The sequence below is a fragment of the Bifidobacterium sp. POST2/T3 (B1) genome, from assembly GCF_058197115.1.
Map to the genome: position 1 here is coordinate 1 of NZ_JBVPQK010000007.1, position 26,962 is coordinate 26,962.

General features: G+C 59.7%; 14 protein-coding genes, 2 rRNA genes and 1 pseudogene. 5 read left to right on the forward strand and 12 right to left on the reverse strand.

From position 1 onward, the window contains the following. Nucleotides 1-9 precede the first annotated feature (9 nt). From AC0AP0_RS00860 to AC0AP0_RS00870, 3 genes are all read right to left on the reverse strand, one after another. Nucleotides 10-3,080: ribosomal RNA gene (locus tag AC0AP0_RS00860) — 23S ribosomal RNA — on the reverse strand. 401 nt (nt 3,081-3,481) lie between these two features. Further along, nucleotides 3,482-5,006 (reverse strand): 16S ribosomal RNA (locus AC0AP0_RS00865). The 16S and 23S rRNA genes sit together here, the layout of an rRNA operon. 528 nt (nt 5,007-5,534) lie before the next feature. Next, nucleotides 5,535-6,371, reverse strand: a complete 837-nt coding sequence (locus AC0AP0_RS00870) for an alpha/beta fold hydrolase (RefSeq protein ID WP_490428908.1) — start codon at nt 6,369-6,371, stop codon at nt 5,535-5,537. 584 nt (nt 6,372-6,955) lie between these two features. Between AC0AP0_RS00870 and AC0AP0_RS00875 the strand changes: the two genes are divergently transcribed. From AC0AP0_RS00875 to AC0AP0_RS00890, 4 genes are all read left to right on the forward strand, one after another. Next, nucleotides 6,956-9,943 (forward strand): glycoside hydrolase family 3 protein, encoded by a 2,988-nt coding sequence (locus AC0AP0_RS00875; RefSeq protein ID WP_490428910.1) that lies wholly within the window; start codon nt 6,956-6,958, stop codon nt 9,941-9,943. A gap of 244 nt (nt 9,944-10,187) precedes the next feature. After that, entirely contained in the window at nt 10,188-12,617 is a 2,430-nt protein-coding gene (locus tag AC0AP0_RS00880) for a glycoside hydrolase family 3 C-terminal domain-containing protein (protein ID WP_490428912.1), read from the forward strand. Next, the gene (locus AC0AP0_RS00885; protein ID WP_490428913.1) at nt 12,610-13,281 is read left to right on the forward strand and encodes a hypothetical protein; all 672 of its coding nucleotides are present in this window, start codon (nt 12,610-12,612) and stop codon (nt 13,279-13,281) included. Before AC0AP0_RS00880 ends, AC0AP0_RS00885 begins: the two co-directional genes overlap by 8 nt. Before the next feature lie 175 nt (nt 13,282-13,456). After that, entirely contained in the window at nt 13,457-14,506 is a 1,050-nt protein-coding gene (locus AC0AP0_RS00890; protein WP_490428914.1) for a glycosyltransferase family 2 protein, read from the forward strand. On the opposite strand, the gene AC0AP0_RS00895 is transcribed toward AC0AP0_RS00890, so the two are convergent. From AC0AP0_RS00895 to AC0AP0_RS00905, 3 genes are all read right to left on the reverse strand, one after another. Continuing rightward, nucleotides 14,470-15,837, reverse strand: a complete 1,368-nt coding sequence (locus AC0AP0_RS00895; RefSeq protein ID WP_490428915.1) for a GHKL domain-containing protein — start codon at nt 15,835-15,837, stop codon at nt 14,470-14,472. The genes AC0AP0_RS00890 and AC0AP0_RS00895 overlap by 37 nt on opposite strands. Beyond that, nucleotides 15,834-16,544, reverse strand: a complete 711-nt coding sequence (locus AC0AP0_RS00900; RefSeq protein ID WP_490428916.1) for a LytR/AlgR family response regulator transcription factor — start codon at nt 16,542-16,544, stop codon at nt 15,834-15,836. The genes AC0AP0_RS00895 and AC0AP0_RS00900 overlap by 4 nt, the downstream gene beginning before the upstream one ends. A 119-nt stretch (nt 16,545-16,663) precedes the next feature. Next, complete coding sequence (locus AC0AP0_RS00905; RefSeq protein WP_490428918.1) at nt 16,664-18,022, reverse strand: MFS transporter; 1,359 nt, start codon at nt 18,020-18,022, stop codon at nt 16,664-16,666. 205 nt (nt 18,023-18,227) lie between these two features. On the opposite strand from AC0AP0_RS00905, the gene AC0AP0_RS00910 reads away from it, so the two are divergent. Then, nucleotides 18,228-19,178, forward strand: coding sequence for a DMT family transporter (locus tag AC0AP0_RS00910; protein WP_445342117.1), 951 nt, complete (start codon nt 18,228-18,230; stop codon nt 19,176-19,178). Here AC0AP0_RS00910 and AC0AP0_RS00915 read toward each other — a convergent pair. From AC0AP0_RS00915 to AC0AP0_RS00940, 6 genes and pseudogenes are all read right to left on the reverse strand, one after another. Next, nucleotides 19,127-20,239 carry a VanZ family protein gene (locus AC0AP0_RS00915; protein ID WP_490428920.1) on the reverse strand — a complete coding sequence of 371 codons (1,113 nt, stop codon included), beginning with the start codon at nt 20,237-20,239 and terminating at the stop codon, nt 19,127-19,129. The two genes, AC0AP0_RS00910 and AC0AP0_RS00915, sit on opposite strands and share 52 nt — an antisense overlap. A 58-nt stretch (nt 20,240-20,297) precedes the next feature. Then, entirely contained in the window at nt 20,298-20,918 is a 621-nt protein-coding gene (locus tag AC0AP0_RS00920; protein WP_490428922.1) for a DUF3566 domain-containing protein, read from the reverse strand. A gap of 104 nt (nt 20,919-21,022) precedes the next feature. Then, entirely contained in the window at nt 21,023-23,650 is a 2,628-nt protein-coding gene (gyrA, locus tag AC0AP0_RS00925) for a DNA gyrase subunit A (protein WP_438820772.1), read from the reverse strand. 135 nt (nt 23,651-23,785) lie between these two features. Beyond that, the gene (gyrB, locus tag AC0AP0_RS00930; protein ID WP_445342854.1) at nt 23,786-25,825 is read right to left on the reverse strand and encodes a DNA topoisomerase (ATP-hydrolyzing) subunit B; all 2,040 of its coding nucleotides are present in this window, start codon (nt 25,823-25,825) and stop codon (nt 23,786-23,788) included. Nucleotides 25,826-26,117: 292 nt separating this feature from the next. Then, on the reverse strand, nt 26,118-26,603 hold the full coding sequence (locus AC0AP0_RS00935; RefSeq protein WP_254477647.1) for a DciA family protein: 486 nt from the start codon (nt 26,601-26,603) through the stop codon (nt 26,118-26,120). A gap of 8 nt (nt 26,604-26,611) precedes the next feature. Further along, nucleotides 26,612-26,962, reverse strand: a pseudogene (locus AC0AP0_RS00940) (DNA replication/repair protein RecF); the annotation flags it as partial.

Consider the following 26,962-nt stretch of genomic DNA (forward strand, 5'->3'; position numbering starts at 1 on the left):
GGGGTGGGTGTTGTGTTGTCTTCGACCATTAGTGCCGGTCGGCTCCGCCCCTTGCGGGGTGTCCACGTCCGGTCTATCGACCATGTGTTCTGCATGGGGTCTTCAGAAGCCGCAAGGCTTCATGGAATCCTTATCTTGGAGGGGGCTTCCCGCTTAGATGCTTTCAGCGGTTATCCCATCCGAACGTAGCCAACCGGCCGTGCCGCTGGCGCGACAACCGGCATACCAGAGGTTCGTCCACCCAGGTCCTCTCGTACTATGGGCAGGGCTCCTCAAGATTCCAACGAGCGCAGAGGATAGAGACCAAACTGTCTCACGACGTTCTGAACCCAGCTCGCGTGCCGCTTTAATCGGCGAACGGCCGAACCCTTGGGACCTGCTCCAGCCCCAGGATGCGACGAGCCGACATCGAGGTGCCAAACCATCCCGTCGATATGGACTCTTGGGGATGATCAGCCTGTTATCCCCGGGGTACCTTTTATCCGTTGAGCGATGCCGCGTCCGTACGCCGGCACCGGATCACTATCTCCGACTTTCGTCCCTGCTCGACCCGTCGGTCTCGCAGTCAAGCTCCCTTGTGCGATTGCACTCAACACCCGATTGCCAACCGGGCTGAGGGAACCCTTGGGCGCCTCCGTTACTCTTTGGGAGGCAACCGCCCCAGTTAAACTACCCGCCAGGCACTGTCCCTGGCCGGGATGACCGGCCGAGGTTAGAGGCCAGATGAGGACAGAGCGGTATTTCACATTCCGGCTCCACGGATGCTGGCGCACCCGCTTCGAAGCCTCCCGCCTATGCTACACAGTCCGCACCTAACGCCAATACCAAGGTATAGTAAAGGTCCCGGGGTCTTTTCGTCCTTCTGCGCTTAACGAGCATCTTTACTCGTACTGCAATTTCGCCGAGCTCCTGGTCGAGACAGTGGGGAAGTCGTTACGCCATTCGTGCAGGTCGGAACTTACCCGACAAGGAATTTCGCTACCTTAGGATGGTTATAGTTACCACCGCCGTTTACCGGGGCTTGAATTCACCGCTGCCCCCTCCGAAGAGGGATGACGGATCCTCTTAACCTTCCGGCACCGGGCAGGCGTCAGTGCATATACAGCGACTTACGTCTTCGCATGCACCTGTGTTTTTGGTAAACAGTCGCTACCCCCTGGTCTGTGCCGCCCCCGCCGGCTCCGCGCGTGAAGCGCCTCACCGGCAGGGGCCTCCCTTATACCGAAGGCACGGGAGTGATTTGCCGAGTTCCTTGACCAGGATTCGCTCGATCGCTTTGGTATACTCTACCTGACCACCAGTGTCGGTTTGGGGTACGGGCGGCGCCACTCCTCACGCCGAAGCTTTTCTCGACGGAACGGCACACCGGATTCGGGGCACAAGACCCCCCATCATCACACCTCGCGCTCATGCCGGACGGATTTGCCTGCCCGACGCGCCGCATGCTTGACCACGGACAACCACCACCGCGGCCCGGCTCCCGTTCCGTGTCACTCCCGCGCTACCCGCCACGCATCCACACGCCGGTCCCATGCCATCGGACGGTCCGAAGACCGCCACCCGACACAGGTAAGGGCACGCTTCCACGTCTTGGATTGGACGGCTTGACGCCGGTAGGAGAATATCGACTCCTTCATCCATTCGACTACGCCTGTCGGCCTCGCCTTAGGACCCGACTCACCCGGGGACGACGAACGTGGCCCCGGAACCCTTGGTCATCCAGCGGACGGGATTCTCACCCGCCTCTCGCTACTCATGTCTGCATTCTCACTTCCACGCGGTCCACGGCCGGCTCACGCCGCCGCTTCACCCCACGCGGAACGCTCTCCTACCCAGCACAGCAAACTGCGCTGCCGCGTCTTCGGTGGCGTGCTTGAGCCCCGCTACATTATCGGCGCGGAACCACTAGACCAGTGAGCTGTTACGCACTCTTTCAAGGATGGCTGCTTCTGAGCCAACCTCCTGGCTGTCTATGCGACTCCACATCCTTTCCCACTTAGCACGCGCTTAGGGACCTTAGACGACGATCTGGGCTGTCTCCCTCTCGACGACGGAGCTTATCCCCCGCCGACTCACTGCCGCGATACACCTCACACGTATTCGGAGTTTGGCTGCTGTCGGTACCCGATACGGGCCCTCAAGCATCCAGTAGCTCTACCCCATGGAGGCACTCACGCGACGCTGCACCGAAATGCATTTCGGAGAGAACCAGCTATCACGGAATTTGATTGGCCTTTCACCCCTAGCCCCAGGTCATCGGCCCGGTTTTCAACCCAGGTCCGTTCGGTCCTCCACGCGGTCTTACCCGCGCTTCAACCTGCCCAGGGCTAGATCATCCCGCTTCGGGTCCAGGACACGCGACTGGAAACGCCCTTATCGGACTCGCTTTCGCTACGGCTGCCCCACACGGGTTAGCCTCGCCACGCACCACTGACTCGCAGACTCATTTTTCGATAGGCACGCCGTCACCCCGAAAGGCTCCGACGGATTGTAGGCACACGGTTTCAGAAACTCTTTCACTCCCCTCCCGGGGTGCTTTTCACCTTTCCCTCACGGTACTCGTACGCTATCGGTCAGACAGGAATATTCAGGCTTACCCCACGGTCGGGGCCGATTCACACGGGATTCCACGAGTCCCGCGCTACTTGGGAACAAGAACCGGCAGGCGGCGCGCCTTCGGCTACGGGGCCATCACCCTCTACGGCCGGGAATTCAATCCCGTTCGCCTCACACGCCGCTTTATCACTGCCGCCGGGCCCGTCGGAGCCCGGACGCCAAGTCCCACAACACCCATGCCGCAACCCCCGACGGGTCTCACACGGCACCGGTTTGGCCATCATCCGCTTTCGCTCGCCACTACTCACGGAATATCCTTTCCTGCAGGTACTGAGATGTTTCACTTCCCTGCGTACCCCCCGCACGAATGCGGTGCCGGCCCATCACGGCCGGCGGGTTACCCCATTCGGACACCCTCGGATCAAAGCCCTGTCGGCGGCTCCCCGAGGCCTATCGCGGCCCCACGCGTCCTTCATCGGTCCTGTCTGCCAAGGCATCCACCATGCGCCCTTGCCGACAACACGACCACAGGCCATGCCACGACAACAACAACTGCGAACTGCCAGACGACAAATCATCACACTAAACGATCACAAAACGATCGACCCGAACCCACTCACATGGGCCCGGACGAAACAATACAGCAGACAGCCGGCACCAGGCCAGCCATCCGCTCGCGTCCACTATCCAGTTCTCAAGCCACCAGCGCGCCGCCGGCACCCGCCACAGGGAAAACCCCACGCAGGACCCGACGGGCGACGGGAACACCACCCACAAGGGTGGCGGTCCGGGAACCCAACAGCGCATCCATGCCACAGCCTCAAGACCGTTCCACGCCAGCACACCCACGCCAACCGGCCAGCCGGCCGGCCCGCAGGCACGACCCCCACGCAGACCGCGCAGGGGATTTCCATAATCTCCGTAGAAAGGAGGTGATCCAGCCGCACCTTCCGGTACGGCTACCTTGTTACGACTTAGTCCCAATCGCGGACCTCACCTTAGACGGCTCCCCCCCTTGCGGGTTGGGCCACCGGCTTCGGGTGCTGCCCACTTTCATGACTTGACGGGCGGTGTGTACAAGGCCCGGGAACGCATTCACCGCGGCGTTGCTGATCCGCGATTACTAGCGACTCCGCCTTCACGGAGCCGGGTTGCAGGCTCCGATCCGAACTGAGACCGGTTTTCAGGGATCCGCTCCATGTCACCATGTCGCATCCCGTTGTACCGGCCATTGTAGCATGCGTGAAGCCCTGGACGTAAGGGGCATGATGATCTGACGTCATCCCCACCTTCCTCCGGGTTAACCCCGGCGGTCCCCCGTGAGTTCCCGGCATGACCCGCTGGCAACACGAGGCGAGGGTTGCGCTCGTTGCGGGACTTGACCCAACATCTCACGACACGAGCTGACGACGACCATGCACCACCTGTGAACCGGCCCCGAAGGGAAGCCGCGTCTCCGCGGCCGTCCGGCACATGTCAAGCCCAGGTAAGGTTCTTCGCGTTGCATCGAATTAATCCGCATGCTCCGCCGCTTGTGCGGGCCCCCGTCAATTTCTTTGAGTTTTAGCCTTGCGGCCGTACTCCCCAGGCGGGATGCTTAACGCGTTAGCTCCGACACGGAACCCGTGGAACGGGCCCCACATCCAGCATCCACCGTTTACGGCGTGGACTACCAGGGTATCTAATCCTGTTCGCTCCCCACGCTTTCGCTCCTCAGCGTCAGTGACGGCCCAGAGACCTGCCTTCGCCATCGGTGTTCTTCCCGATATCTACACATTCCACCGTTACACCGGGAATTCCAGTCTCCCCTACCGCACTCCAGTCCGCCCGTACCCGGCGCCGATCCACCGTTAAGCGATGGACTTTCACACCAGACGCGACGAACCGCCTACGAGCTCTTTACGCCCAATAAATCCGGATAACGCTTGCACCCTACGTATTACCGCGGCTGCTGGCACGTAGTTAGCCGGTGCTTATTCGAAAGGTACACTCACTCTCGCTTGCTCCCAATCAAAAGCGGTTTACAACCCGAAGGCCGTCATCCCGCACGCGGCGTCGCTGCATCAGGCTTGCGCCCATTGTGCAATATTCCCCACTGCTGCCTCCCGTAGGAGTCTGGGCCGTATCTCAGTCCCAATGTGGCCGGTCGCCCTCTCAGGCCGGCTACCCGTCGAAGCCTTGGCAGGCCATCACCCCGCCAACAAGCTGATAGGACGCGACCCCATCCCATGCCGGTAAACCCTTTCCCACACCATCATGCGATGATGCGGAGCATCCGGCATTACCACCCGTTTCCAGGAGCTATTCCGAAGCATGGGGCAGGTTGGTCACGCATTACTCACCCGTTCGCCACTCTCACCACCAAGCAAGCTTGGCGGATCCCGTTCGACTTGCATGTGTTAAGCACGCCGCCAGCGTTCATCCTGAGCCAGAATCAAACCCTCCACAAAAAACCATGAAGAAGGCCGAAACAGCCCACATCAATAATTGACGGGCCAGCTTCCATAAGGAGGAAACCAACCCACGAAAAACCCCGACACCCCTCACAACGCTCCCACGTACCCGACAACAGCCGGGCGGGCATCGGACTGGCAATCAAAAAGCTATAAGTAGCACAAACACGCTCTTGAGTTCTCAAACCACCACCACACCAACAGTTCCAAGCCCTCCGAAGAGTTCTCATCACTGCCGGGCAGCAAGAAGTAAACTTACACGAACTTAGGTCGTCCCGCAAATTGGCATAGAAAGATATCGGAGGATCCCAATGATTCCGGGGATTCTACGGCGTGTCGATTTTCATCGACATAGACCCCGTTTCATCGACCTTCGTCTATCCAGGAACCCCGCACACTCTTCAGCGAGGCTCAAACCAATATCTTCAATTACTTATATTAGTAGATTTAGTACCTTGCAGGATGTATTTCCACCATGCGGATGAGCCCGAATGGTGAGGTAGCTGTTCCTTCATTAATCATGCGCTACAGGCAGATGGCTTTAACCGTTGCCGCGAAGCGTTCTGGCTCATCCCATTGTGGGCAGTGCCCGGACCGGTTAAAGCGGATAAACCGATGCGGGCTCTTTAACCCATCTGCAAACCGCTCAACCAGACTGCCCGGCAGATGACGGTCATACTTGCCACTGATGAAATATACCGGCGCCCCGAAGGAGGTCTGCCCGCTGAAATCGACCTGCTCCAGCTCTGCGTCCAATCGAGCGCGAGATTGAGCCACCCCCTTGGTGTGGTTGAGCAGACGTGACCAGTTGTAGTAAGGCGAGCGCAGGTAGGTCATGATCCGCCCCAGGGACTCGAACAGCATGGCAGCCCCTCCACGAGACAGCAGCTCATTGATCATCAGCACCATGTCAGCAGCTCCGCTCTCCCTGCTGACGACCGAACCGAGCCGGGGACCCAAATTCTGTTGCCCCCAATGCCGTCTGAGCCGAAGAGCGGCGCGCATGCTGACAACCTGTCCAAGGCCGATATAGCAGCGAATAAGAGAGGGATACCGCTTCACCATCTCCAGCCCTAGGACGCTGCCCCAGGAATGGCCGACGAGGATAAGGGAATCCTGTCGGTAGGTTCGAAGAAGCTCTAGCACGAACTGGTGAATATCTTCGACCATCGAATCAATGGTCACCACCTCGTCAGGCGCGAAAGGATGGTAGGACAGTCCGCTGCCTCGCTGATCCAGGTTGATGAAGCGGAAATCACGCTCCAAGGCCGCGTTGTAGCGCATGGTCAGCGGAATGCAGGCATCGCCCGGACCACCATGGAGGTAAAGGATAATAGGGGCACGGCGAGGGGCTGGATTCATTGAGAAAACCAAACGCGTGCCATTGATTTGCGTCCTATATAGGCGAGAACGGCTGGGAACCATGTCGGCACGACTAGTCATAGAGTTATTTTATCCGCATTTGTATCTGTACCTTTATATCTTGTATATCTTGCCTTATGACCGCACTGGCACCCCCTCCCCAGAGGTATAGAACCGGGAACATTCAATTGCGGTAGAACCCGTTTCTTTAAGAGTTGTCCGTCATCATCGCAGTCCAGGACGACTCCGTCCCGGCAGTTTGGTCGTTCGCTGCAAAAGAAAACTGCTTCACACGTGCCCTGCCAAGCCGAACCAAACAAGGAAAGGTCTTCACCACATACGCCGATACAGGTCATAAATCGATTCAAGTTATGCGGCAAATTCGGCAATTCGCGCATGTGCAGCCACAGAAACAGGTCATAAATGTTTAACTGAAACCGTGGCATAAAGGCGTGTCGATGCAGCTGAAGGTCGCTCGCCCACCCTGGAGACGGATCACAGTTCAAATGCTCCGTCTACTTCGTGACCGGTCCATAGTCGAGACCGGGTGAAGCTTCGGCAGAGAATAGAGGAAAGTAGCGAACATGCTCAATATTAATCTGAGCGATGTGGTCGCCGTACTCAAGTCGCTGATCCCGCAGTTGACGGTCATGGGCGTCTTTCTGATACTGGCACTGCTGATTACAATCACGGTGAACAAGCACACCGTCAAAAACGTAGCCAACCGGAAGATGATCCACTCCCAGTCCTGGCTGGTAACCTTTGTGGCCGTCGTCGTAGCTCTGGCGACCATGCTTCTGGGACCCTTATCCAACCTGATCACCAAGTCCACCAGCAAACATGAGCTCCAGCCCGCGACGGTGACCGCAGCCAGGAATTTGGCCAAGAATATCCAACGTGAGTCAATCACCCTGCTGCAGAACACCGATCATGCGTTACCTCTAGAAGAACAGAAGGTCAACGTCTTCGGCTGGGCCTCGACCAACCCCGTCTACGGCGGCACAGGCTCAGGATCCATGTCGGCTGATAATCCCACCACCAGCCTGCTTGACGGTCTTCATCAGTCAGGCTTGAAGACTAACACCGAACTGTCCGACTTCTACAGGCACTACCGTGCCGACCGACCAACCGTAGGCATGTTCGCCCAAGATTGGACACTGCCGGAACCAGACGCTACAAAATACACCAAGAAGCTCATAGACGATGCAGCGCACTTCTCTGATACTGCCATCGTGGTCATTGGCAGAGTCGGTGGGGAAGGTGCCGATCTTCCGATCAACATGAAAGCCAAGGGCATCACTTACCATGACAACGATAAATCTGCACCAGATTTCAAAAATGGTCAGAGCTTCTTGGAGTTGTCCAAACCCGAGCAGGACATGATCGCCAAGGTTACCGGCACTTTTAACAAAGTCGTTCTGGTCTACAACGGCGCTAATGCGTTCAACCTGAACTTTGTGGGTCAATATCCCCAGATCAAGTCCGTCCTCTGGTGCCCACCCCCAGGGCAAGCTGGATTCACCGCTTTGGGTGAAGTAATCAAGGGCACAACCAACCCTTCGGGAAGAACTTCAGACACTTTCGTGCGTGATCTAAGCGCAACACCGACTTATCATAATTTCGGTTCATTCACATATACCAACATGGATGACCACCAGGCTACCTACACCGGGTTCACTGGCAAACCGCAGACCGTTACTCCCACTTTCGTCAACTACAACGAGGGCATCTATGTCGGGTACAGGTTCTGGGAAACAGCCGCCAAAGAGGGCCTGATCAACTACGACCAGATGGTCCAGTACCCCTTCGGATATGGCTTGTCGTACACAAGCTTCACTCAGCATATGAGCCCCATCAAACATGACAATGGGAAAATCTCTTTCGATGTGACAGTAACCAACGAAGGTGCGACGAGCGGCCGTGACGCAGTCGAAGTCTACTTCGATCCGCCATACACCGATGGCGGCATCGAGAAAGCCAGCGCAAACCTGATCTCTTTCAAAAAGACCAAGGTCCTAAAGCCTGGAGAGAGTCAGACCATTCCTATCTCCTTCAATGATGAGGATATGGCCTCTTATGATGCCAACCAGGAGAGAGCCTACGTACTTGATCAGGGGAACTACGAAATCTCGATACGTTCTGATTCCCACCGGCCAATTATGTCGGACGCTATCACAATCAATAAATCCGTCATCTACAACCAGAGTAATCCACGTTCAGTCGATAAGGTCGCGGCAACTAATCATTTCGGCGACTTGAAAGGCAACGTGATTTACCTGTCGCGCGCTGGTCATTTTGCCAATTATGTAGAAGCCACAGCAGCGCCGAAGAGCACAGACATGCCTGAGCAAGCAAAGGCCAGGTTCCTGAATAATGACAACTATCATCCCAAGAAGCTAGATAAGGCCGATGACGCAATGCCCACAATGGGAGCCCGCAATGGCATCAGGCTTTATCAGCTGCGCAACAAGTCCTATGACGACCCCATGTGGGAAAAGCTGTTGGACCAGCTCAGCGTCAAGGACATGGATAACCTGATCGCTATGAGCGGGTATGGGACACAACCAGTCAAAGGCATCGGCAAGATCGAGCTAACTGATGCCGACGGACCTGCTGCGCTGAACAACAACTTCACTAAGGTCGGCTCTCTTGGCTTCCCATCTTCAACTTCCATGGCCTGTACCTGGAATCCAGATCTGGCATCTGAATATGGCAAGATGATTGGCACTATGGCCCATGACATGGATGTTTCCGGCTGGTATGCACCCGCTTTCAACATCCATCGCAGCGCTTTTGCCGGCAGAAATTTCGAATATTTCTCAGAAGACCCGCAAATCAACGCTGTCTTAGGTTCCAACGAGGTCGCAGGAGCCAAATCCAAGGGTGTCTATTCCTTCATGAAGCACTTCGCTCTAAACGAGCAGGAGACCAACCGCCTCAACATGCTAGCTACCTGGATCAATGAACAAACCATTCGTGAAATCTACCTGAAGCCCTTCCAAACGGCTGTGGTTAAAGGCGGCGCTCAGGCTGCAATGAGCTCACTCAACTACATCGGAACCACCTATGCCGGAGCCTATGCACCGTTGATGAAGGATGTGCTACGCGGCGAATGGGGATTCCGCGGAATGGTGCTGACCGACTACTTCGGCGTCTATGGTTATCAGAACGCCGATCAACTGATCCGCAACGGGAACGATGCCATGCTGGCTACCACAGACGTGACCAACCACGTCAAGGACAAGAGCGCCACTTCGGTCAAGGCCATGCGCCAGGCCAGCCATAACATCCTCTACACAGTCGTGCACGGATACAAGTACGCCAACGGTGACCCCAAGGTGCAGACCCCGGCCTGGCAGATTGCCCTCTATGTGGCACTGGTTGTGCTGGCCCTAATCTTCCTGGCCCTGGAGTACCTGGCCTTCAGAAGGTTCAAGGCACGGCGCAGCGCTGTCAACGTGGGCACCCTGAGCGATCTGGCAGACGACGCCCGGCAGACCCGCGCTCAGGATCCGGCCAGCATGGAGTCCACGCCATCCGAAAACAGCTCTGACCAAGGGCCGACGGCCTGATCCGCCATCTCTATTGATTTGCTCCTCGGCAGACGGACCTATGCACCGTCCGCTGGGGAGCGGATTGACACACCCGTTGACATCCAGGCGGCATTCATGCCAGGAAAACAACAGGTTATGCAACCCGCTCGAGCAGGCCTCGGCAGTCGGGGAATAATGAAATTCAGTACCAATCCGAGGCCAATCGTGGAAGCAACGAGGGTTCCCGCCGCAGGATCAACCCCCGTCATAGAGAGGGAACACTATGGAAGTCAAGGATTTGACAGTTCTGGAACGGGCATCGCTGCTCTCCGGAAAATCCACCTGGGCAACCCGTGCCTTGAAGAGGGCGGGTATCCCGAGCATGGTCCTGAGCGACGGGCCGCATGGCCTGCGCCGCCAGACCGGATCAGGGGACAACCTAGGCATGGGCAAATCCAAGCCCGCCACCTGCTTCCCCACAGCCGGCACCGTGGCCTGCTCATGGGACCCGGAGCTGGCCAAGACCATGGGCCAGGCGCTGGGTAGCGAGGCCAGAAGCCTGGGCGTCAACATGGTCCTGGGCCCGGGCATGAACATCAAGCGCAACCCCCTGTGCGGCAGGAACTTTGAATACTATTCCGAAGACCCCCAGGTGGCAGGTCGCATGGCTGCAGGCCTGATTGAAGGCATCCAGTCCCAGGGCGTGGCCGCCACCCCCAAGCACTTCGCCATGAACAGCCAGGAGCTGCGCCGCCAGGCATCCGATTCCGTGGTGGACGAGCGTACCATGCGCGAACTCTACCTGACCGGATTCGAGATCGCCGTGCGCCAGGCCCATCCCTGGGCCATCATGACCTCATATAACATGGTTAACGGCACCTATGCCAATGAGAACCCCCACCTGCTCAAGGACATCCTGCGCAAGGAGTGGGGCTTCCACGGGATGGTGGTCTCGGATTGGGGCGGCTCCAACAGTGCGGTCGCCGCAGCCGCCAATGGCTCCTCACTGGAGATGCCCCAGGCCGGATATGACTCCGTACGACAGGTTGCCAAGGCCGTACAGGAGGGTCGCCTGAACGAAGCCGACCTGAACGCCCGGTCCGAAGAGGTGGCGCGACTGGCCAAGCTGACCTACCACTCTGACATGGACCCTGATGGGAACCTGACCGCGGATCAGATACGGGACCACCATCAGGTGGCACGGAGCATCGCCGAAGGATCCTCCGTCCTTCTAGTCAACCGGGAAGGATGCCTGCCACTGGCCGCCGGCACTCGGGTCGCCCTGGTCGGGGATATGGCCGAGACCCCAAGGTTCCAGGGATCTGGGTCCTCAAAGGTCAACGCAGCCAAGCAGGAAAGCATGCTGAGCCTGCTCAGACAGGGCAACGGCGACGGCCTTGAGCTGGCCTCCTACAGCCAGGGCTACGAACGCCATGGTGAGAAGAACCAGTCTTTAATCGACCAGGCCGTAGCTGCCGCTGGCCAGGCTGACGTGGTTGTCGCCTGCGTGGGCCTGGATGAACGCAGCGAATCCGAGGGCCTGGACCGCTCCCATATGGACATTCCCAGCAACCAGGTCGATCTGATCAAAGCCCTTGGTGCGACGGACAAGCCCCTGGTGGTCGTCCTGGTGGCGGGCTCCCCCGTCACCACCGACTGGATTGACCAGTGCGATGCCGTTCTCTATATAGGGCTGTCCGGGCAGGCTGGAGCCTCAGCCACCCTGAACATCCTGACCGGCCGGGTTAACCCATCCGGCCACCTGGCGGAAACCTGGCCCAAGTCCTATGCCGACTGCCCCAGCGCCGACTGGTACCCCGACCCCGCGCACGAATCCATCTACCGAGAGGGTCCCTTCGTCGGCTATCGCTACTACCTGACCGCCGACGTGGAGGAACGCTTCCCCTTCGGCTACGGCCTGTCTTACGCACACTTCGCCTACGCCGATCTGTCCGTGGACGACAAGGGAGTCACCTTCACCCTGACCAACGATTCGGACAGGCAAGGAGCTACCGTTGCCCAGCTCTACGTCCAGGCGCCCAAGGGTGGCGTTCTCAGGCCGGTTCGCGAACTGAAAAGCTTTAAGAAGGTCAGCCTGGAGGCCGGCCAATCAACCCAGGTCCGCATCGACTTCGACCAGATGACCTTCCGACACTTCGATACGGCTAGCAACTCCTGGCAGGTGGAGTCCGGCGACTGGACCATCATGATTGGCTCCGATGCCCGCCACATGAAGCTGAGCGGGCATCTGACGGTCCAGGGCACCGTCGACCCGCAGAATCCCGACCCTGCCCTGGGCGCCTACCTGACCGGTCAAGTCAAAGAAGTCGATGATGCCGCCGTAACGGCCCTCTTCGGTCACCCGGTGGTCCGACAGGGCGCCGTCAGCACCTTCGGCGTCAACGATCCGCTCTCATCCTGGAAGGACTCAAGAAGCGCCCTGGCCAGGTTCGTGGCCAACTTCCTGGCCAAGAGCGAGAGTCGCCACGAAGCCAAGACCGGCAATCCCGATTTGAACACCCTCTTCCTGCTCAACATGCCTCCCAGGGCCATGGCCAAGATGACCAACGGGCTGATTGACACGGCCATGGTCGAGGCCATCGTCCGCATCCCCAACGGCCACCTATGGCGGGGGCTGGGCGGATTCATCGCCGGATTCTTCAGGAACATGTCAGCCAACCGCAGGACCGGAAAGGAGCTCAATCATGAGTGATCAGCACAGCCAGCAGGCCGAACAGCCGGCCCAGGAGAAGGCGACAACGGCCTCGCAGTGGGCGATTGTCCGCTGGTGGCGGCGGTTCAGCGACCGGCACACCACCCTTGCCCAGTTCATCGTCTTCTTCATCCTGTCCAACGGGGTCACCGTACTGCAGCTGGTGCTCATGCCTGTGCTCAAGGCCATCTTCAACGGCACCTCCCTGGTGGGCACCAACTTCCAGATCTGGCGCATGGGGACAGTCGGCGGCAAGCCCTACTACCTGTTCGACTACGCGGCCGGATCTATCGGCCACGGCGGCGGGGGTGGCCTGGCCTACTTCCTTGCTGTGGAGATCACCCTGCTGATCGCCCAGGTCATCAACTTCTTCCTCCAGCGCAACATCACCTTCAAGTCCAACTCCTCGGTCTGGAAGGCGGCCTTCTGGTACCTGGTGGCCTACGTGATTATCACCATCATCGCGGCGGCGCTGCAGGGTTGGTACAAGGACCCCATCTACGGCTTCTTCCAGCACACCCTGAACTGGGGCAGCCTGGGGACCACCGTTGCTGATCTGGTCACCATGATCATCAACTCGGCCATCTCCTTCTGGGTCTTCTTCCCCATCTTCAAGGTCATCTTCCGTCAGGAGCCCACCGAATCGAAAGCGAGCGCCCAGTAAAATTCCAGCCCCACTCCTCTGGCTGTCAATGAACCGGCATGCATCGGCAGCCAGACGGGCGGGGCCTTTTCCTCAAACCCATCATGTACAGTGGTCGAATACAACGGCCGCCGACGGGATTACGGCAACCCCGCCGACATGCCCGCCGACCCATTCTTTTGCGAAGTGATTGTTCATGACATCTGACCGACCGGCCTCCACAAGCCCGCCCGTTCTCACCTTCATCGTCCCCGCCTATAACATGGCCCAGCATCTGCCGACCTGCCTTGACTCCCTCCTGAGCCGGGAGAGTGACGACCTGGAGATCATCGTGGTCGATGACGGATCCACCGATACCACAGCGCAGGTGGTGCAGTCATACCAAGCACGCCACCCGCACACTGTCCGCCTGATCCGCCAGACTAACAAGGGCCACGGCGGCGCAGTCAACACAGGTCTGGCAGCCGCCCGGGGCCGCTATGTCAAGGTGGTCGACGCCGATGACTGGGTGGACCCGACCTCCCTGGGCCTGGTCCTGGACCAGCTGCGCGACCAGTCGCGACGGACGAATCCGGTGGACATGGTAGTCACCAACTACGTCTACGAAAAGGAAGGCCGTAGACATAAGCGGGTCATCAACTTTCGCAGTGTCATGGACCCGGGGCAGGTGCTGGACTGGAACCATTTGCGGCGGTTCGGATTGGCCCAGTACATGATTATGCACGCCCTGATCCTGCGCACCGAGGTGCTCCGCCAGGCCCGCACCCGCCTGCCCGAGCACACTTATTACGTGGACTTCATTTACTCTTATCAGCCCCTGCCATGGGTGCACACCCTACTCTACTTGGACACGAATTTCTACCGTTACCACACCGGCCGTCAGGGCCAGTCAGTACAGACCTCAATCATGATCGCCCGGGTCTCACAACTGTTGCTGGTCAACGGGCTCATGGCCGACTCCACGCCTGATCCGGGGACGGTTCCCCGTGGACTCTATCGTTATATGATCCACTATTTGTCCATCAACTGCGTAGTGACCTCGGTCTTCCTGATCCTCTCTCGCAAACCCAGCAACTACCGGAACAAGGACATGCTCTGGCGAAGGCTGGAGCACCGCTCCCCCGTCATCGCCTCCGACGTGCGCTCCACCCTGCTCTGTCGGATAATCAACATGCCGGGCCGGCCGGGCCGCCTGGCCATCCGTCTGGGCTATAAGGTCGCCGATGCCGCCATGGGCTTCAACTGATCGCCCTCCCTCGGCAGGAGCACACAGAGGCTGAACCAGTGATGCTCGGTACGTAGGGTTATCTCGCCCTGGTAGCGATGGGCTATGTGCCGGATGGACTTGACCCCGTATCCATGCAGGCCACCGTCGGTCCTGGTCTTGGTGGTGGCCAATTCGCCATTGCCTTTCCAATTCAGAGGCGAGGCGAAATAATTTTCAATGCGAATCACCACGAATTGTCCCCGGGCGTACAGGGCCACCTTGATTAGACGGCGGTCGGGTTCCTTGACCTTCCTCAAGGCCTCAATGGCATTGTCCAAGGCGTTGCCGAAGAGGGTGGAAACATCCATGGGCGCCATCCCCTCCAAGAGCGAGCCGTCGGCCACCATGGTAAGGGTGATCCCTTCTTCCGAGCATATGCGCTCCTTGGTCGACATAACCACGTCAAGGATGGGATTGCCGGTGTGCTGCTGTGACCCGTACCGTCCGACCGCAGCCTCCAGCTCCTCGAAGTCTTGGGACTTGCGCTCAGGGTCCATCTGCGAGCGCAGGGCCGCAATCTGATGCTTGAGGTCATGGGCAAGCCTACCCATGGCCTCCAGATTTTCCTTGGATCGTATATACTCCCGGTGCTGGCTGTATTCCCGGGCATTGATGGAGGCCAGCTCGGCGCTGGTATGACTCTCCCGCAGCTGTTCCTGCTGGGCGTAGAGCATGGCGAACCCACACAGGTCCACCAGGGTGCGGATATAGAAGATCTCCAGACCGACCCGACCCGAGAAGGGGGTGTTGGTAGAGACGAAGCTCAGGTTGGACATGGCGAAGGTAACCACCGCAATGACTGCGGCGATGAAGACGCTGCGTCCTGGCACCGAAGGCTGGGCATCGGCGAAGTTGCGCCTCTCCGCCACCCAGGCCAGCAGCCCTACGCCACCGTAGATCAGCACCAGCAGGATCAGGGAGGCCGGGTCATACAGGCCGTGGCCGGCAGGCCGCATGAAGGAATCCAGCTGCCAGTGCAGAGAGGCGACCAGCTCAGCAAGAACGAAGGCACGGGCCAGCAGATAGGCCCCATCCAGCACACCCAACCCTGAAGCCAGCATGATGATGGCGTACATGCAGGCCACAGCCAGACACATGCTGATGACCCAGAAGGCGATAGGCAGGGTGCCGGCCCAGTACTGGACCCCGATGAGCACGGCCAGACCGGGCAGAAGCACAGCTACCATTCTTAGGCGTGATGTCCTCACTCCGATGGCCAACAGATAGACCAGGCAACCCAGCCACTCGCTGATGGCCGTATAGAGTCGGGGGATGTCGGGCAGGGCATTGAGGATGTGGGTGGTGGTCATGGCCGACCTGCCACGTAGGCGGTTAGAGCCGTCATGAAGGACTTCTTACGGGGTCTGCTGACCCGCAGCCGCTGACCGGTGGACATGATGCAGTCCTGGTCCTCCATGCCCGTCACGTGGGCCAGGTTGACCAGGTAGCAGGAGTTGGAGCGGAAGAATCCCCGCTGGTCCAGCTGGCCCTCCAGACTCTTCAGGGTGCTGTTCGTGGTCAGCGAGGAGCCCAAGGTATGGATGACGCTGCTGTGGCGGACGGATTCAATGAAAACAATGTCATTGAGGGGAATCCGGGTGGATCGTGCTCCCTCGGTAATCAGGATGGACAGGTCCACGCGGCCGCGCACCTGGGCGATGGACCGGTCCAGCTCCTGGGAGAAGGCGAACCAGGGCAGGGGCTTGAGCAGGTAGGAGAGTGCGCCCACCTCATAGCCGTTGATGGCGTATTGGGGGGCGGAAGTGATGAAGACGATGACCACAGACTCGTCTCGGGCGCGCACCCTGCGGGCCACCTCAATCCCGTCCATGGGGGTCATCTGAATGTCCAGAAGAAGGATGTCATACACGGGTCGATAACCGTCTGCAAAGGCCTTGCCATCGGTAAAGACGCTGACCGTCAGCTCTTCATGACGTTCCTTGCGGTAGCGACTCAGGTAATTGACCATGGTTCGACAGCTGATGGAATCGTCATCCACCACTGCGATTCTGATCATCCTGGCGCACACTCCTTACCCCGTCGACCAAGGACCCATGGCCGCCGTTATCACCGTTCTTCCATGATATCGGAGATGTCCGCATGGCAGACTCCGCTTGCCCGAAGCCGAACTCGGGCTCAGTGAGTCTCAACCACTCGTGCGGTCTTGTAACGCTCGGCTCGGGTCAGAATCAGGAAGCAGATGATGCCCAGCAGAGCGGATACGGCAATGATGCCAAAGCCCACGTTCCAGCCGGACTTGCCCACAAGCGAGCCGATTCCATAGGAGGCAGTGGCTTCTCCGAATATATAGCCGAACAGGCCTACGAATCCGGTGGTACTGCCAATGGCAAAGCGTGGCGCCAGATCAATGGTCAGTGCGGCGATCAGCATCTGTGGCCCGTAGACGAAGATGCCCATCAGGGCTATCTCCAAGTCAATGGCCCAAAGGTCGCTGGACGCCCAGTAACCCAGGAAGACGACCCCCAGCAGGGCCATTAAGCCCGCCGCCATGCCGGCACGCTTGCCGTGGAAGAAGTGGTCACTCATCCAGCCGATCAGGATGGTCCCCGGGATGGCCGCATACTCGAAGAGCGCGAAGCTGGAGCGCGCCTGGGCAAGAGAGAATCCCTTGGCTTCGTTCAGGTAGATGGGGATCCAGTTGAGCACGCCGTAGCGCAGAATGTAGACGAAGGCATTGGACAAGGCCAGGACCCAAATGTAGGGGTTGGAGGCCACATACCGCAGGAAAATCTGCACAATGGACAGGTCGGAATGGGTCTGCAGTTTGGCGGCATCAATGTTCTCGCCCTCATATTCCTCGGCCTTGTACTCCTGGATGGGCGGCAGACCTACAGACTCGGGGGTATCGGCTCCCAGCAGCACAACCAGCAGGGCCATGATCAGCGAGATGATCGAGGGGACGAAGAAGATGCTCTTCCACATGTGAGGTCCGAAGGCGGCCAGGGCTACGCCCACAATAGGCGCCACAGTACCCGAGCCCAGATTGTGGGAAGTGTTCCACATGGACACGAAGGAACCGCGCTCTTTCTCAGCCCACCAGTTGGACAGCGACTTGTGCGCGGCAGGTGCCCCCATGCCCTGGAAAATACCCAGCAGGACCATGAGCACCATCATGACCCCCTTGCTCGCCGTGGCCCCAAAAATCAGGTTGAGCAGGGCAGACAGGACCAGTCCGGTGGCGATATAGTAGCGAGGGTTGGATTTGTCAGAGAGCATGCCCATGACGAACTTGCTGATGCCGTAGGAGACGGCCAGGCAGAGCGTAATCAATCCGATGTCCGCCGTAGTGAAGCCATAGTTGCGCTTAAGGTAGGGGGAGGCCACAGAGAAGTTGGAGCGGATGATGTAGTACCCTGCATATCCTAGGTAGATGCTGAAGAATACCCGTATGCGGTAGGAACGATAAGTCGCAGGAATCTTCTTTTCGGGAACCTTCACCTTGGCAGGAGGGGCTGGTTTGAGAAAAGCAAACATAGTTTGGAATACCCTCTCTTTTTTGCAATCAGTCGGTCTGCACGCCTATGTGCACAGACTGGACACTGGAACTGCTAAGTCCAGACGCCACATTCCAGTATAGGACGCCTTGGTGGAACAAGTCGGCATAGGACTCAATAGTCGGATGTATACATATCTTGCGAATCAATTCTCACTTGTGGACGGGAACGGTTAGAGTCGAAACATGTCTACCTCCGCACCCTCTTCGTCCTGGAAACCCTCCACCTGGCTGGCCCGCCTGATGCTGCTGATGGCCGCGGCCGCCTGGGGAGCCGGATACACCTTCGAAAAGGTTGCCATGGAGACCCTGACCGTGCGCTGGCTGATGGGTATTCGCATCCTCTGCGCCATCGTCATCATGACGCCCTTTTTGCTGCCACGGCTACGCCGAACCGGGGCCATACATACTCTGGTACCGGGGCTGATTCTAGGGGTCAGCTACTGGGCGGCCTTCAGTCTGCAGATGATGGGACTGACCACCATCGCTCCGGGCCGCAACTCCTTCCTGACAGCCACCTACTGCATTTTTGTGCCCTTCCTAGTCTGGATCATGGCACGTCGACGGCCGGCCCTGCGCCACTTCGTCGCGGCCGCTATCTGCATCCTGGGCGTGGCTCTGATCTCACTGCCGGCTCATGGCGGGGGACAGGGGCTGTCTTTGAGTACCGGTGACCTGCTGACTCTGGCCGGCGCGCTGCTCTATGGAGTCAACCTGGTAATCACCGGTTTTTTGACCAAGGAGTTCGACGCCCCCACGCTGACCTACCTGGAACTGCTCTTCGGCGGCATCCTCTTTTTGGTCTGCGCGCTGATCTTCGATCCCTTGCCCAGCGCTGCCGACTTCACGCCATCGACCATAGGCTCCATGATTTATCTGACACTGATTTCGACACTCATGGCCCAGAACTTCCAGAACATCGCCTTTTCAAGGGTCCCCGCCGCTCAGGGTTCGCTGATCCTGTGCTCGGAGAGCCTGTTCGGCATGCTGGTCTCGGTCTTGGTCCTGCACGAGGAGCTGACGGCCACCCATCTGTTGGGCTTCGCCATCATCTTCGCCGCCATCATCCTGTCTGAGGTCAGGATTCACCCCCGCCGGTCGTCGGCGGATTCCTCAGCACCTGAGTCCTCTCGGTAGGCTGTCCCAGGCAAGAGGTCATAGGGCATCTGGCGCTTGATCAGATAGAAAACCAACAGGAGCAGAGCCAGGATGCGTGTTGCAATCTGAACATTGCCGGTCCATGGGCCGAAGACAGCCAGGATGACCGCGGTTCTGAACAGATAGAAGAGGAAGCGGGACCAACCATGCCGCTGCTTGGTCTCGACGGTCATGTGGGTGAATGTGGCGCCCAGCGTCCGTCCCCGGCGGGGTAGGGGGATGAGCAGTTCGAAGATCAGCAGCATGGCCAGATCAACTACGGTTCCAAACACGTCCAAAGCTGATGGTGCGATCAGTAGCCCGCCAAAGCGGTAGTGGCCATCCAGCTGGTAGGTGCCCAAGCGATGGACCGCATAGGTTACGCCCATCCCCAAAGACATGGACAGGATGGTGGCCAGGAGCAGATCCAAAGCCATGGAGACGGCACGGTGTATGAACCCGGGGTTGGTGACAAGCTGAGCGGCGTCAGCTTGACGGGTTGGAACGAGTTTGTTGGCCGCCATGGCCACCAGGTAGCCGATTACGGCGCCTGAAGTGTTCCAAATCAGATCGTCCACGTCGAAGAGACGGTAGGCACAGCCCACGATGCCGAAAACACCGGTCAGCTGGGCCGTTTCAATGAATAGGGAGACCAGGAGGGCAACCGGCAGGGCCAGGATGAAGCGCCAGCGGAAGACCCGCCCCATGATGAAGCCCAAGGGCAGGAAGAAAGCCACATTGAGCAGAATCTGCAGCATGGCCATCCGCCCGCCTGTGTTCAGGTCGGTCAGGAACTGCAGGGGGTTGAGCTGGGGGCTCAGATGATGGGTGGCACAGAAGGCGGCACGGTCGTCGGGCATGGGCCAGAGGGTGAAGAAGACCAAGGCCAGCAGGTATAAGACTGTCAGATAAGCCGCCATGGCTGCTGTCAGCCGGAGCCGGTGGTAGCGGTTGTAGATCAGGGCAAGAATGGGCAGGGTCAGAATCAGCGAGGCCAATGGCCAAAAAACCAGAGATATACCAAAGGAGCCGCTGAAGTAGTCCAAGTATGTCGAGAGCACAGATCCAGTCTAAATCGCTCTCGGGCCTATCGACCAATTGACCGCGCCGACGAGAAGCTCAGTCGTCGCCCAAGGTCACGTGGATACCGCCCACGAGGGAGCTGACCAGGTTGTAGAGGAAGGCGAAAATGGTGACCAGAACCACTACTATGACAATCTCGAAAATGGAGAAGATGGTCACCGAACTCAGGACCGTCCCCAGACTCAGCACCTGGCCCAGATCGAAACCGCCCGCGTCCAGGCCTGTCTTGGAAATGACTTGAGTCAGATTGTCAAAGAGCCCCATGGCGTTGAGCAGGAACCAGAGCAGGGCAGCAGCCACCACTTGAATGATGCCCCCGGCGATAGCCAACAGGAAGGTGACCTTGGCCACCGACCAGGGTTCCAGCCGGGTCAGAGACAGCTGCATGCGCCGGGCCCGAGGCACACGAGGACGCACTGCCGAAGCCGCAGGCCGGGCAGGACGGGATGAGGATACTTTGACCGGACCGGCAACCGAAGCTGTGGTTCTTGCGGAACGTCCCGATGCCGTCCTGCTAGCTGCAGGAGCCGGGGGAGCGGCCGCTGATGATCGACGAGACTCGCCCTTTGCGGATTCATCAGCCTTGGTCTTCCCCTTTTGGGGCTTACCAGCACCCTGCTTGCCGGCCTTGACCTGCTTCTGATCATCCTGGCTCATCGGCACTCCTTGATCCTTGCGTTCAATGGCCCGCGCATACCGCCGCTTGGCCTGCATGACTTCTTACGAGGCTACCAGTCTTGTCAGACTGGTAGCGGACCAACTCAGTCCTCCTGGGTCAGGCTCTGGCCGTCGCCGGTTCCGGTGGTGGCGATGGGCTGATCCTTGGCTGCCAGGGGAGCGGCGGGAGCCAGATCGGTCTGACCGGCATCCTCTTCCTGGTCGTCACGCTCAGCATTGCGGGCGATGGAGAGAATCTCATCACCCTTGTCGGGCTTGGCCAGGGTAACTCCCTGGGTGTTGCGACCGGTCCGCTTGACCTCGGCCACATCGGAGCGGATGACCTTGCCGGACTTCATGATGGCCATGATCTGGTCGTCCTCATTAACCACCAGGGCGCCGACCAGGGATCCCCGGCCCTCCACCATGGCGATGGCCTTGACACCATAGCCGTTGCGGCCTTGCAGGCGGTACTCGCTCAGAGCGGTTCGCTTGGCAAAGCCCTCATCAGTGACCACCAGCAGGTCATCCTCGGACTCCTTGGCGATCACGTCCATGCTCAGCAGTTCGTCGCCTGGGCGGAACCGCATGCCCTGGACGCCAGCGGTCTGTCGTCCCATAGGCCGCAGGGTGGAGTCGTCGGCTGAGAAGCGCACGCTCATGCCCTTGCGGGAGACCAGGATGATTTCGTCGTCGGCATTGCAGAGAGCGGCACCCACCAATTCATCGCTTTGGGGCACCTCCTGTCCCTCCTCGTCGGAGACGCTACCCAGCTCCATCAGTCGTACGGCAATCAGACCGCCCTGGCGAGGCGAATCATACTCAGCCAGGCGGGTCTTCTTGACCCGTCCTGTCCGGGTGGCCAGAACCAGATAGTCGGCATCGTCATAGCCGTGCAGGGAAAGGACCTGTTCGATCCGCTCACCTTGGCCCAGCTGGAGCAGGTTGGCCACATGCTGTCCCTTGGAGTCACGAGAGCCCTCGGGCAGCTCATAGGCCTTGAGCCGGTACACCCGGCCTTTGTTGGTGAAGAAGAGCAGCCAGTTATGGGTGCTGGTCAGGAAGAAGTGGTCCACCACATCGTCCTCGCGCAGCCTGGCTCCGCGGATGCCCTTGCCGCCGCGGTGCTGAGCACGGTACTCGTCAGCCTTGGTCCGCTTGACGAAACCGGAATGGGTGACGGTGACCACCACCTGCTCATCGGCAATCAGGTCCTCCACGTTCATCTCGCCCGAGTAGGGAACGATCCGGGTACGCCGCTCGTCGCCGTACTTGTCGACGATCTCGTCCAACTCGTCGCCCACGATGGTGCGCTGGCGTTCGGGGTGGGCCAGGATGTCGTTGTAGTCGGCGATCTTGCGCATGAGATCCTCGTGCTCGTCCAGGATCTTCTGCCGTTCCAAGGCAGCCAGACGGCGCAGCTGCATGGCCAGGATGGCATCGGCCTGGACCTCGTCCACGTCCAGCAGCTCCATCAGGCCGGTGCGGGCCGTCTCCACGTCCTTGGAGGCTCGAATCAGGGCGATGACCTGGTCGATCATATCCAAGGCCTTCAGATACCCCTGCAGGATGTGGTCGCGATCCTCGGCCTCACGCTTCAGATAGCGGGTGCGACGCTCAACCACGTCCAGCTGGTGGTCCACCCAGTGGCGGATGAAGGCATCCAGGCTCAGAGTCCTGGGGACACCATCCACCAGGGCCAGCATGTTGGCCCCGAAGGTCTGCTGAAGCTGGGTGTGCTTGTAAAGGTTGTTGAGGACCACCTTGGGCACGGCATCGCGTTTGAGCACCAGAACCAGGCGCTGGCCGGTGCGGCCCGAGGTCTCGTCGCGCATGTCGGCGATGCCCTGGATCTTGCCATCGCGCACGGCCTCGCGGATGGAGGAGGCCAGGCGGTCGGGGTTGACCTGGTAGGGCAGCTCGGTGACCACCAGGCACATCCTTCCGCGAATTTCCTCGGTGTTGACCACGGCCCGCATGGTAATCAGGCCGCGACCGGTCCGGTAGGCCTGCTCGATGCCTTTGTGCCCCAGAATAGTGGCGCCGGTGGGGAAGTCAGGCCCCTTGATGATGGCGATCAGGGCGTTGAGCAGCTCCTCCTTGGAGGCCTCGGGATGCTCCAGGGCCCAGTGCACACCCTTGGACACCTCACGCAGGTTGTGCGGAGGAATGTTGGTGGCCATGCCCACGGCGATGCCGGCTGATCCGTTGACCAGCAGGTTGGGGAAGCGGGAGGGCAGAACCGTGGGTTCCTGGGTCTTGCCGTCGTAGTTGGGAATGAAGTCGACCGTGTCCTTGTCGATGTCGCGCACCATCTCCATGGCCAGGGGGGCCATGCGGCACTCGGTGTACCTCATGGCGGCCGCCGGGTCGTCGCCGGGGGAGCCGAAGTTGCCCTGGCCGTCCACCAACGGGTAGCGCATGGACCAGGACTGGGCCAGGCGCACGATGGTGTCGTAGATTGCCGCATCGCCGTGGGGGTGGTACTTGCCCATGACGTCGCCTACAACACGCGAGCACTTGTTGTAGCCGCGGTCGGGTCGGTATCCGCCGTCATACATGGCGTAGATGACTCTGCGGTGGACTGGCTTCATGCCGTCGCGGACATCGGGCAAGGCCCGCTCCACGATCACTGACAGGGCATAGGACAGGTAGGATTCCCGCATCTCCTGCTGGAGGTCAATGGGCTGAATCCGCTCGCCCTTCAGGAGGCCGTAATCGGTGTTGTCCATCTCCTGGGGGCTGAGCGGCTCTCGAGACCCGTCAGGCAGGTTGAGGCCGTCCTGGTCCGGGCTGTTGTCGTTGTTGTTATTGTCTGCCAAAATCGATCCTTAGCTCAAATGTTGAAAGGGGAAGGCGTCCGCATCTCAGGCGTCGATGAAGCGGGCGTCGTGGGCGTTGCGCTGGATGAACAGACGCCGGGGTTCGACCTCGTCGCCCATGAGCATGGTGAAGGTCTCGTCGGCCTGTTCGGCGTCATCGATGCGGATCTTCTTGAGGATGCGGTGTTCCGGATCCATGGTGGTCTCCCAGAGCTCCTGGTAGCTCATCTCGCCCAGACCCTTGTAGCGCTGGATGCCTTCGCCCTTGGGCAGCTGTCGGCCGGAGGCCTTGCCCTCGGCCAAGACCCTGTCGCGCTCGGCATCGGTGTAGACGAAGCTGTGGGGCCCCTTGGTCCACTTGAGCCGGTAGAGCGGTGGCATGGCCACGTAGACGTAGCCGGCCTCGATCATGGGCCGCATGTAGCGGAAGAAGAGAGTCAGGTTCAGGGTGGCGATGTGGGCGCCGTCCACATCGGCGTCAGCCATGATGATGACCTTGTGGTAGCGCACCTTGTCGATGTTGAAGTCCTCGCCGTATCCGCCGCCCACGGCCGTGATCAGGGATTCGATGGTGTCGGACTTCATCATGCGGTCCAGGCTGGCCCGCTCCGTGTTGAGGATCTTGCCACGCAGGGGCAGAATGGCCTGGGTCATGGGGTTACGCCCCTGGATGGCCGAGCCGCCTGCGGAGTCGCCCTCCACGATGAACAGCTCACACTCTTCGGGGTCGCTGGACTGGCAGTCCTTGAGCTTGTCGGGCATGCCGGCCGTCTCGAAGATGGACTTGCGACGGGTGTTTTCGCGGGCCTTCTTGGCCGCGATCCTGGCGCGGGAGGCCTCCATGGCCTTCTGAATGATGGCCTTGGCCTCGCCTGGGTGGGCGTCGAACCAGTCGCTCAGCCTTTCGGTCATGACCCGCTGGACGAAGGTCTTGGCCTCGGAGTTGCCCAGCTTGGTCTTGGTCTGACCCTCGAACTGAGGGTTGGTCAGCTTGACGGAGACCACGGCGGTCAACCCCTCGCGCACGTCGTCGCCTGAGAGATTGTCGTCCTTGTCCTTGAGGATGTTCTTGTCCCGAGCGTAGCGGTTGATCATACTGGTCAGAGCCGCGCGGAACCCTTCCTCGTGAGTGCCGCCCTCGGTGGTCGCGATGGTGTTGGCGAAGGTGTGAACCGACTCAGAGTAGGCGGTGGTCCACTGCATGGCCACTTCAGCGGAAATGCCCAACTTCAGATCCTCGGCCTCGAAATCGATGACCTCGGCCTCCACAGGCGTGGCCTTCCTGACCTTGACCAGGTAGTCCACATAGTCCTTGATGCCGTTGGCGTACTGGTAGCTGACGGACTGACCCTTCTGCTCCGGGGTCTGCTCCTCGCCCGCCACCTCGTCGCCGGCCTGGTCATTGGGGCGCAGGTCGGTCAGAGTGATCCGCAAGCCCTTGTTGAGGAAAGCCATCTGCTGGAAACGGCTGCGCAGGGTCTCGAAGTCATAGACCGTGGTCTCGAAGATTTTGGGATCGGCCCAGAAGGTCACCGAGGTCCCGGTGCTCTCATCCGGCCCCATGGCTTGGTCCTTGGACAGGGGAGCGGTGGGCTTCTGGTTGCGGAAGTTCTGATGCCAGTGGTAGCCCTGTCGGCGCACCTGGACGTCGATTCGGGTGGACAGGGCGTTCACCACGGAGATGCCCACGCCGTGCAGGCCGCCCGAGACCGCGTAGCCGCCGCCTCCGAACTTGCCGCCGGCATGCAGCTTGGTCATGACCACCTCGACGCCGCTCTTGCCCTCGCCTGGCACCTCGTCTACAGGGATGCCACGGCCGTTGTCATCCACACGGATGCCGTTGTCGGGCAGGATGGTGACTTCAATATGGTCAGCGTACCCAGCCAGAGCCTCGTCGACCGAGTTGTCGACGATCTCGTAGACCAGATGATGCAGGCCCCTGGGGCCCGTCGAACCGATGTACATGCCCGGACGGACGCGGACCGCCTCCAGCCCCTCCAGCACCTTCAGATCGCTGGCGTCATAATGCTCGGGGGAGAGCGAGTCATCCAGCTGCGCGTCGTCCAGCTGATCCTGGCCCGTCATGCCATCATCCTGAGGCTTGCCCTCCTCATGCTCCCGACCCTCTTGGGGGGTCTGGGACGGGTCAGTGTTGAGATCTGCCACAGATAGTCCTTTCTGCACCCCCATCGTCGACCACTGACGACAAAGCAGCTTCCGTTCGTGGTCGAGCGGGGGATCGAGTCATGGTCACCAGGTTCCAAATCGTACATAAAGGGGCCTTGGAAGCGTTTGACCCTATAACCCATAGATTACCAGCGCTATGGGACTTTAGGCTTACAGAAAGCTGGGAAGACGGTATTCGCAGATTATGGGTTCACCCGTAGGTGTCACGCACACCTCGGCCGGGCGGATCGAACCGCGATCGGCGGAAGCTGTAGTTGTGGGGGCCGGTCACCCGGATCTGTTTGACCGGCATGCCCAGCCGCTTGACAATGGTCGCCTTGATCTGGGGGACCAAGTAGGTCAACTGGGTGGCCCAGACCGTGGTCTGCGCCTGGATGATCAGCACGCCCTCCTGGTAGGAGACCACTCGCGAATGGGCGGCGATGCCGGGTCCCACTACACCGTCCCACTGGTTGCGCAGCCGGGCCACCTTCAGATGACTGGTCCACCCGCTCCCCGCAGCAAGGCTGGTCACCACACCTCCCAGTTTGGCTGGGTCACGGCCCGGCTTGCCGAATGCATACCAGGCCTTACGGGAGTTGTCCTCCCGCTGCCGACGAGTGGCGGCCCGTCGGGTGCAACCCTCGAAGACCAGGGCCGGCAGCCGACGCTGATCCAGGTGCAGTGTCTCAACCATGGGCGCCTTCATGACAGGTCGTTCCCCTCCGGCCTATCCGGCATATCCGAGTCCTCATGAGCCGCCCCTCTGGTTCGACGCAGGTCCTGCATGGCACTGGCAATGGCCGGATCCTGAGCAGCCGGATCGGATGGCTGCACAGGCCTCAGCCGGGACACATCCACCAGCCTGGCACCCTGCAAGGAGGGAATATCGCTGTCGGCGGCCACGGTGATCAGCACCTGGCCCTGCTGACGGGCAAAATCCAGAATCTGATCCCTACGGCCCCGATCCAACTGAGCGAAGACATCATCCAGAATGACGATGGGCTCCAGATCGCGACGATCCTTGACCACCTGCAGCAGAGCCAGCCGCAAAGC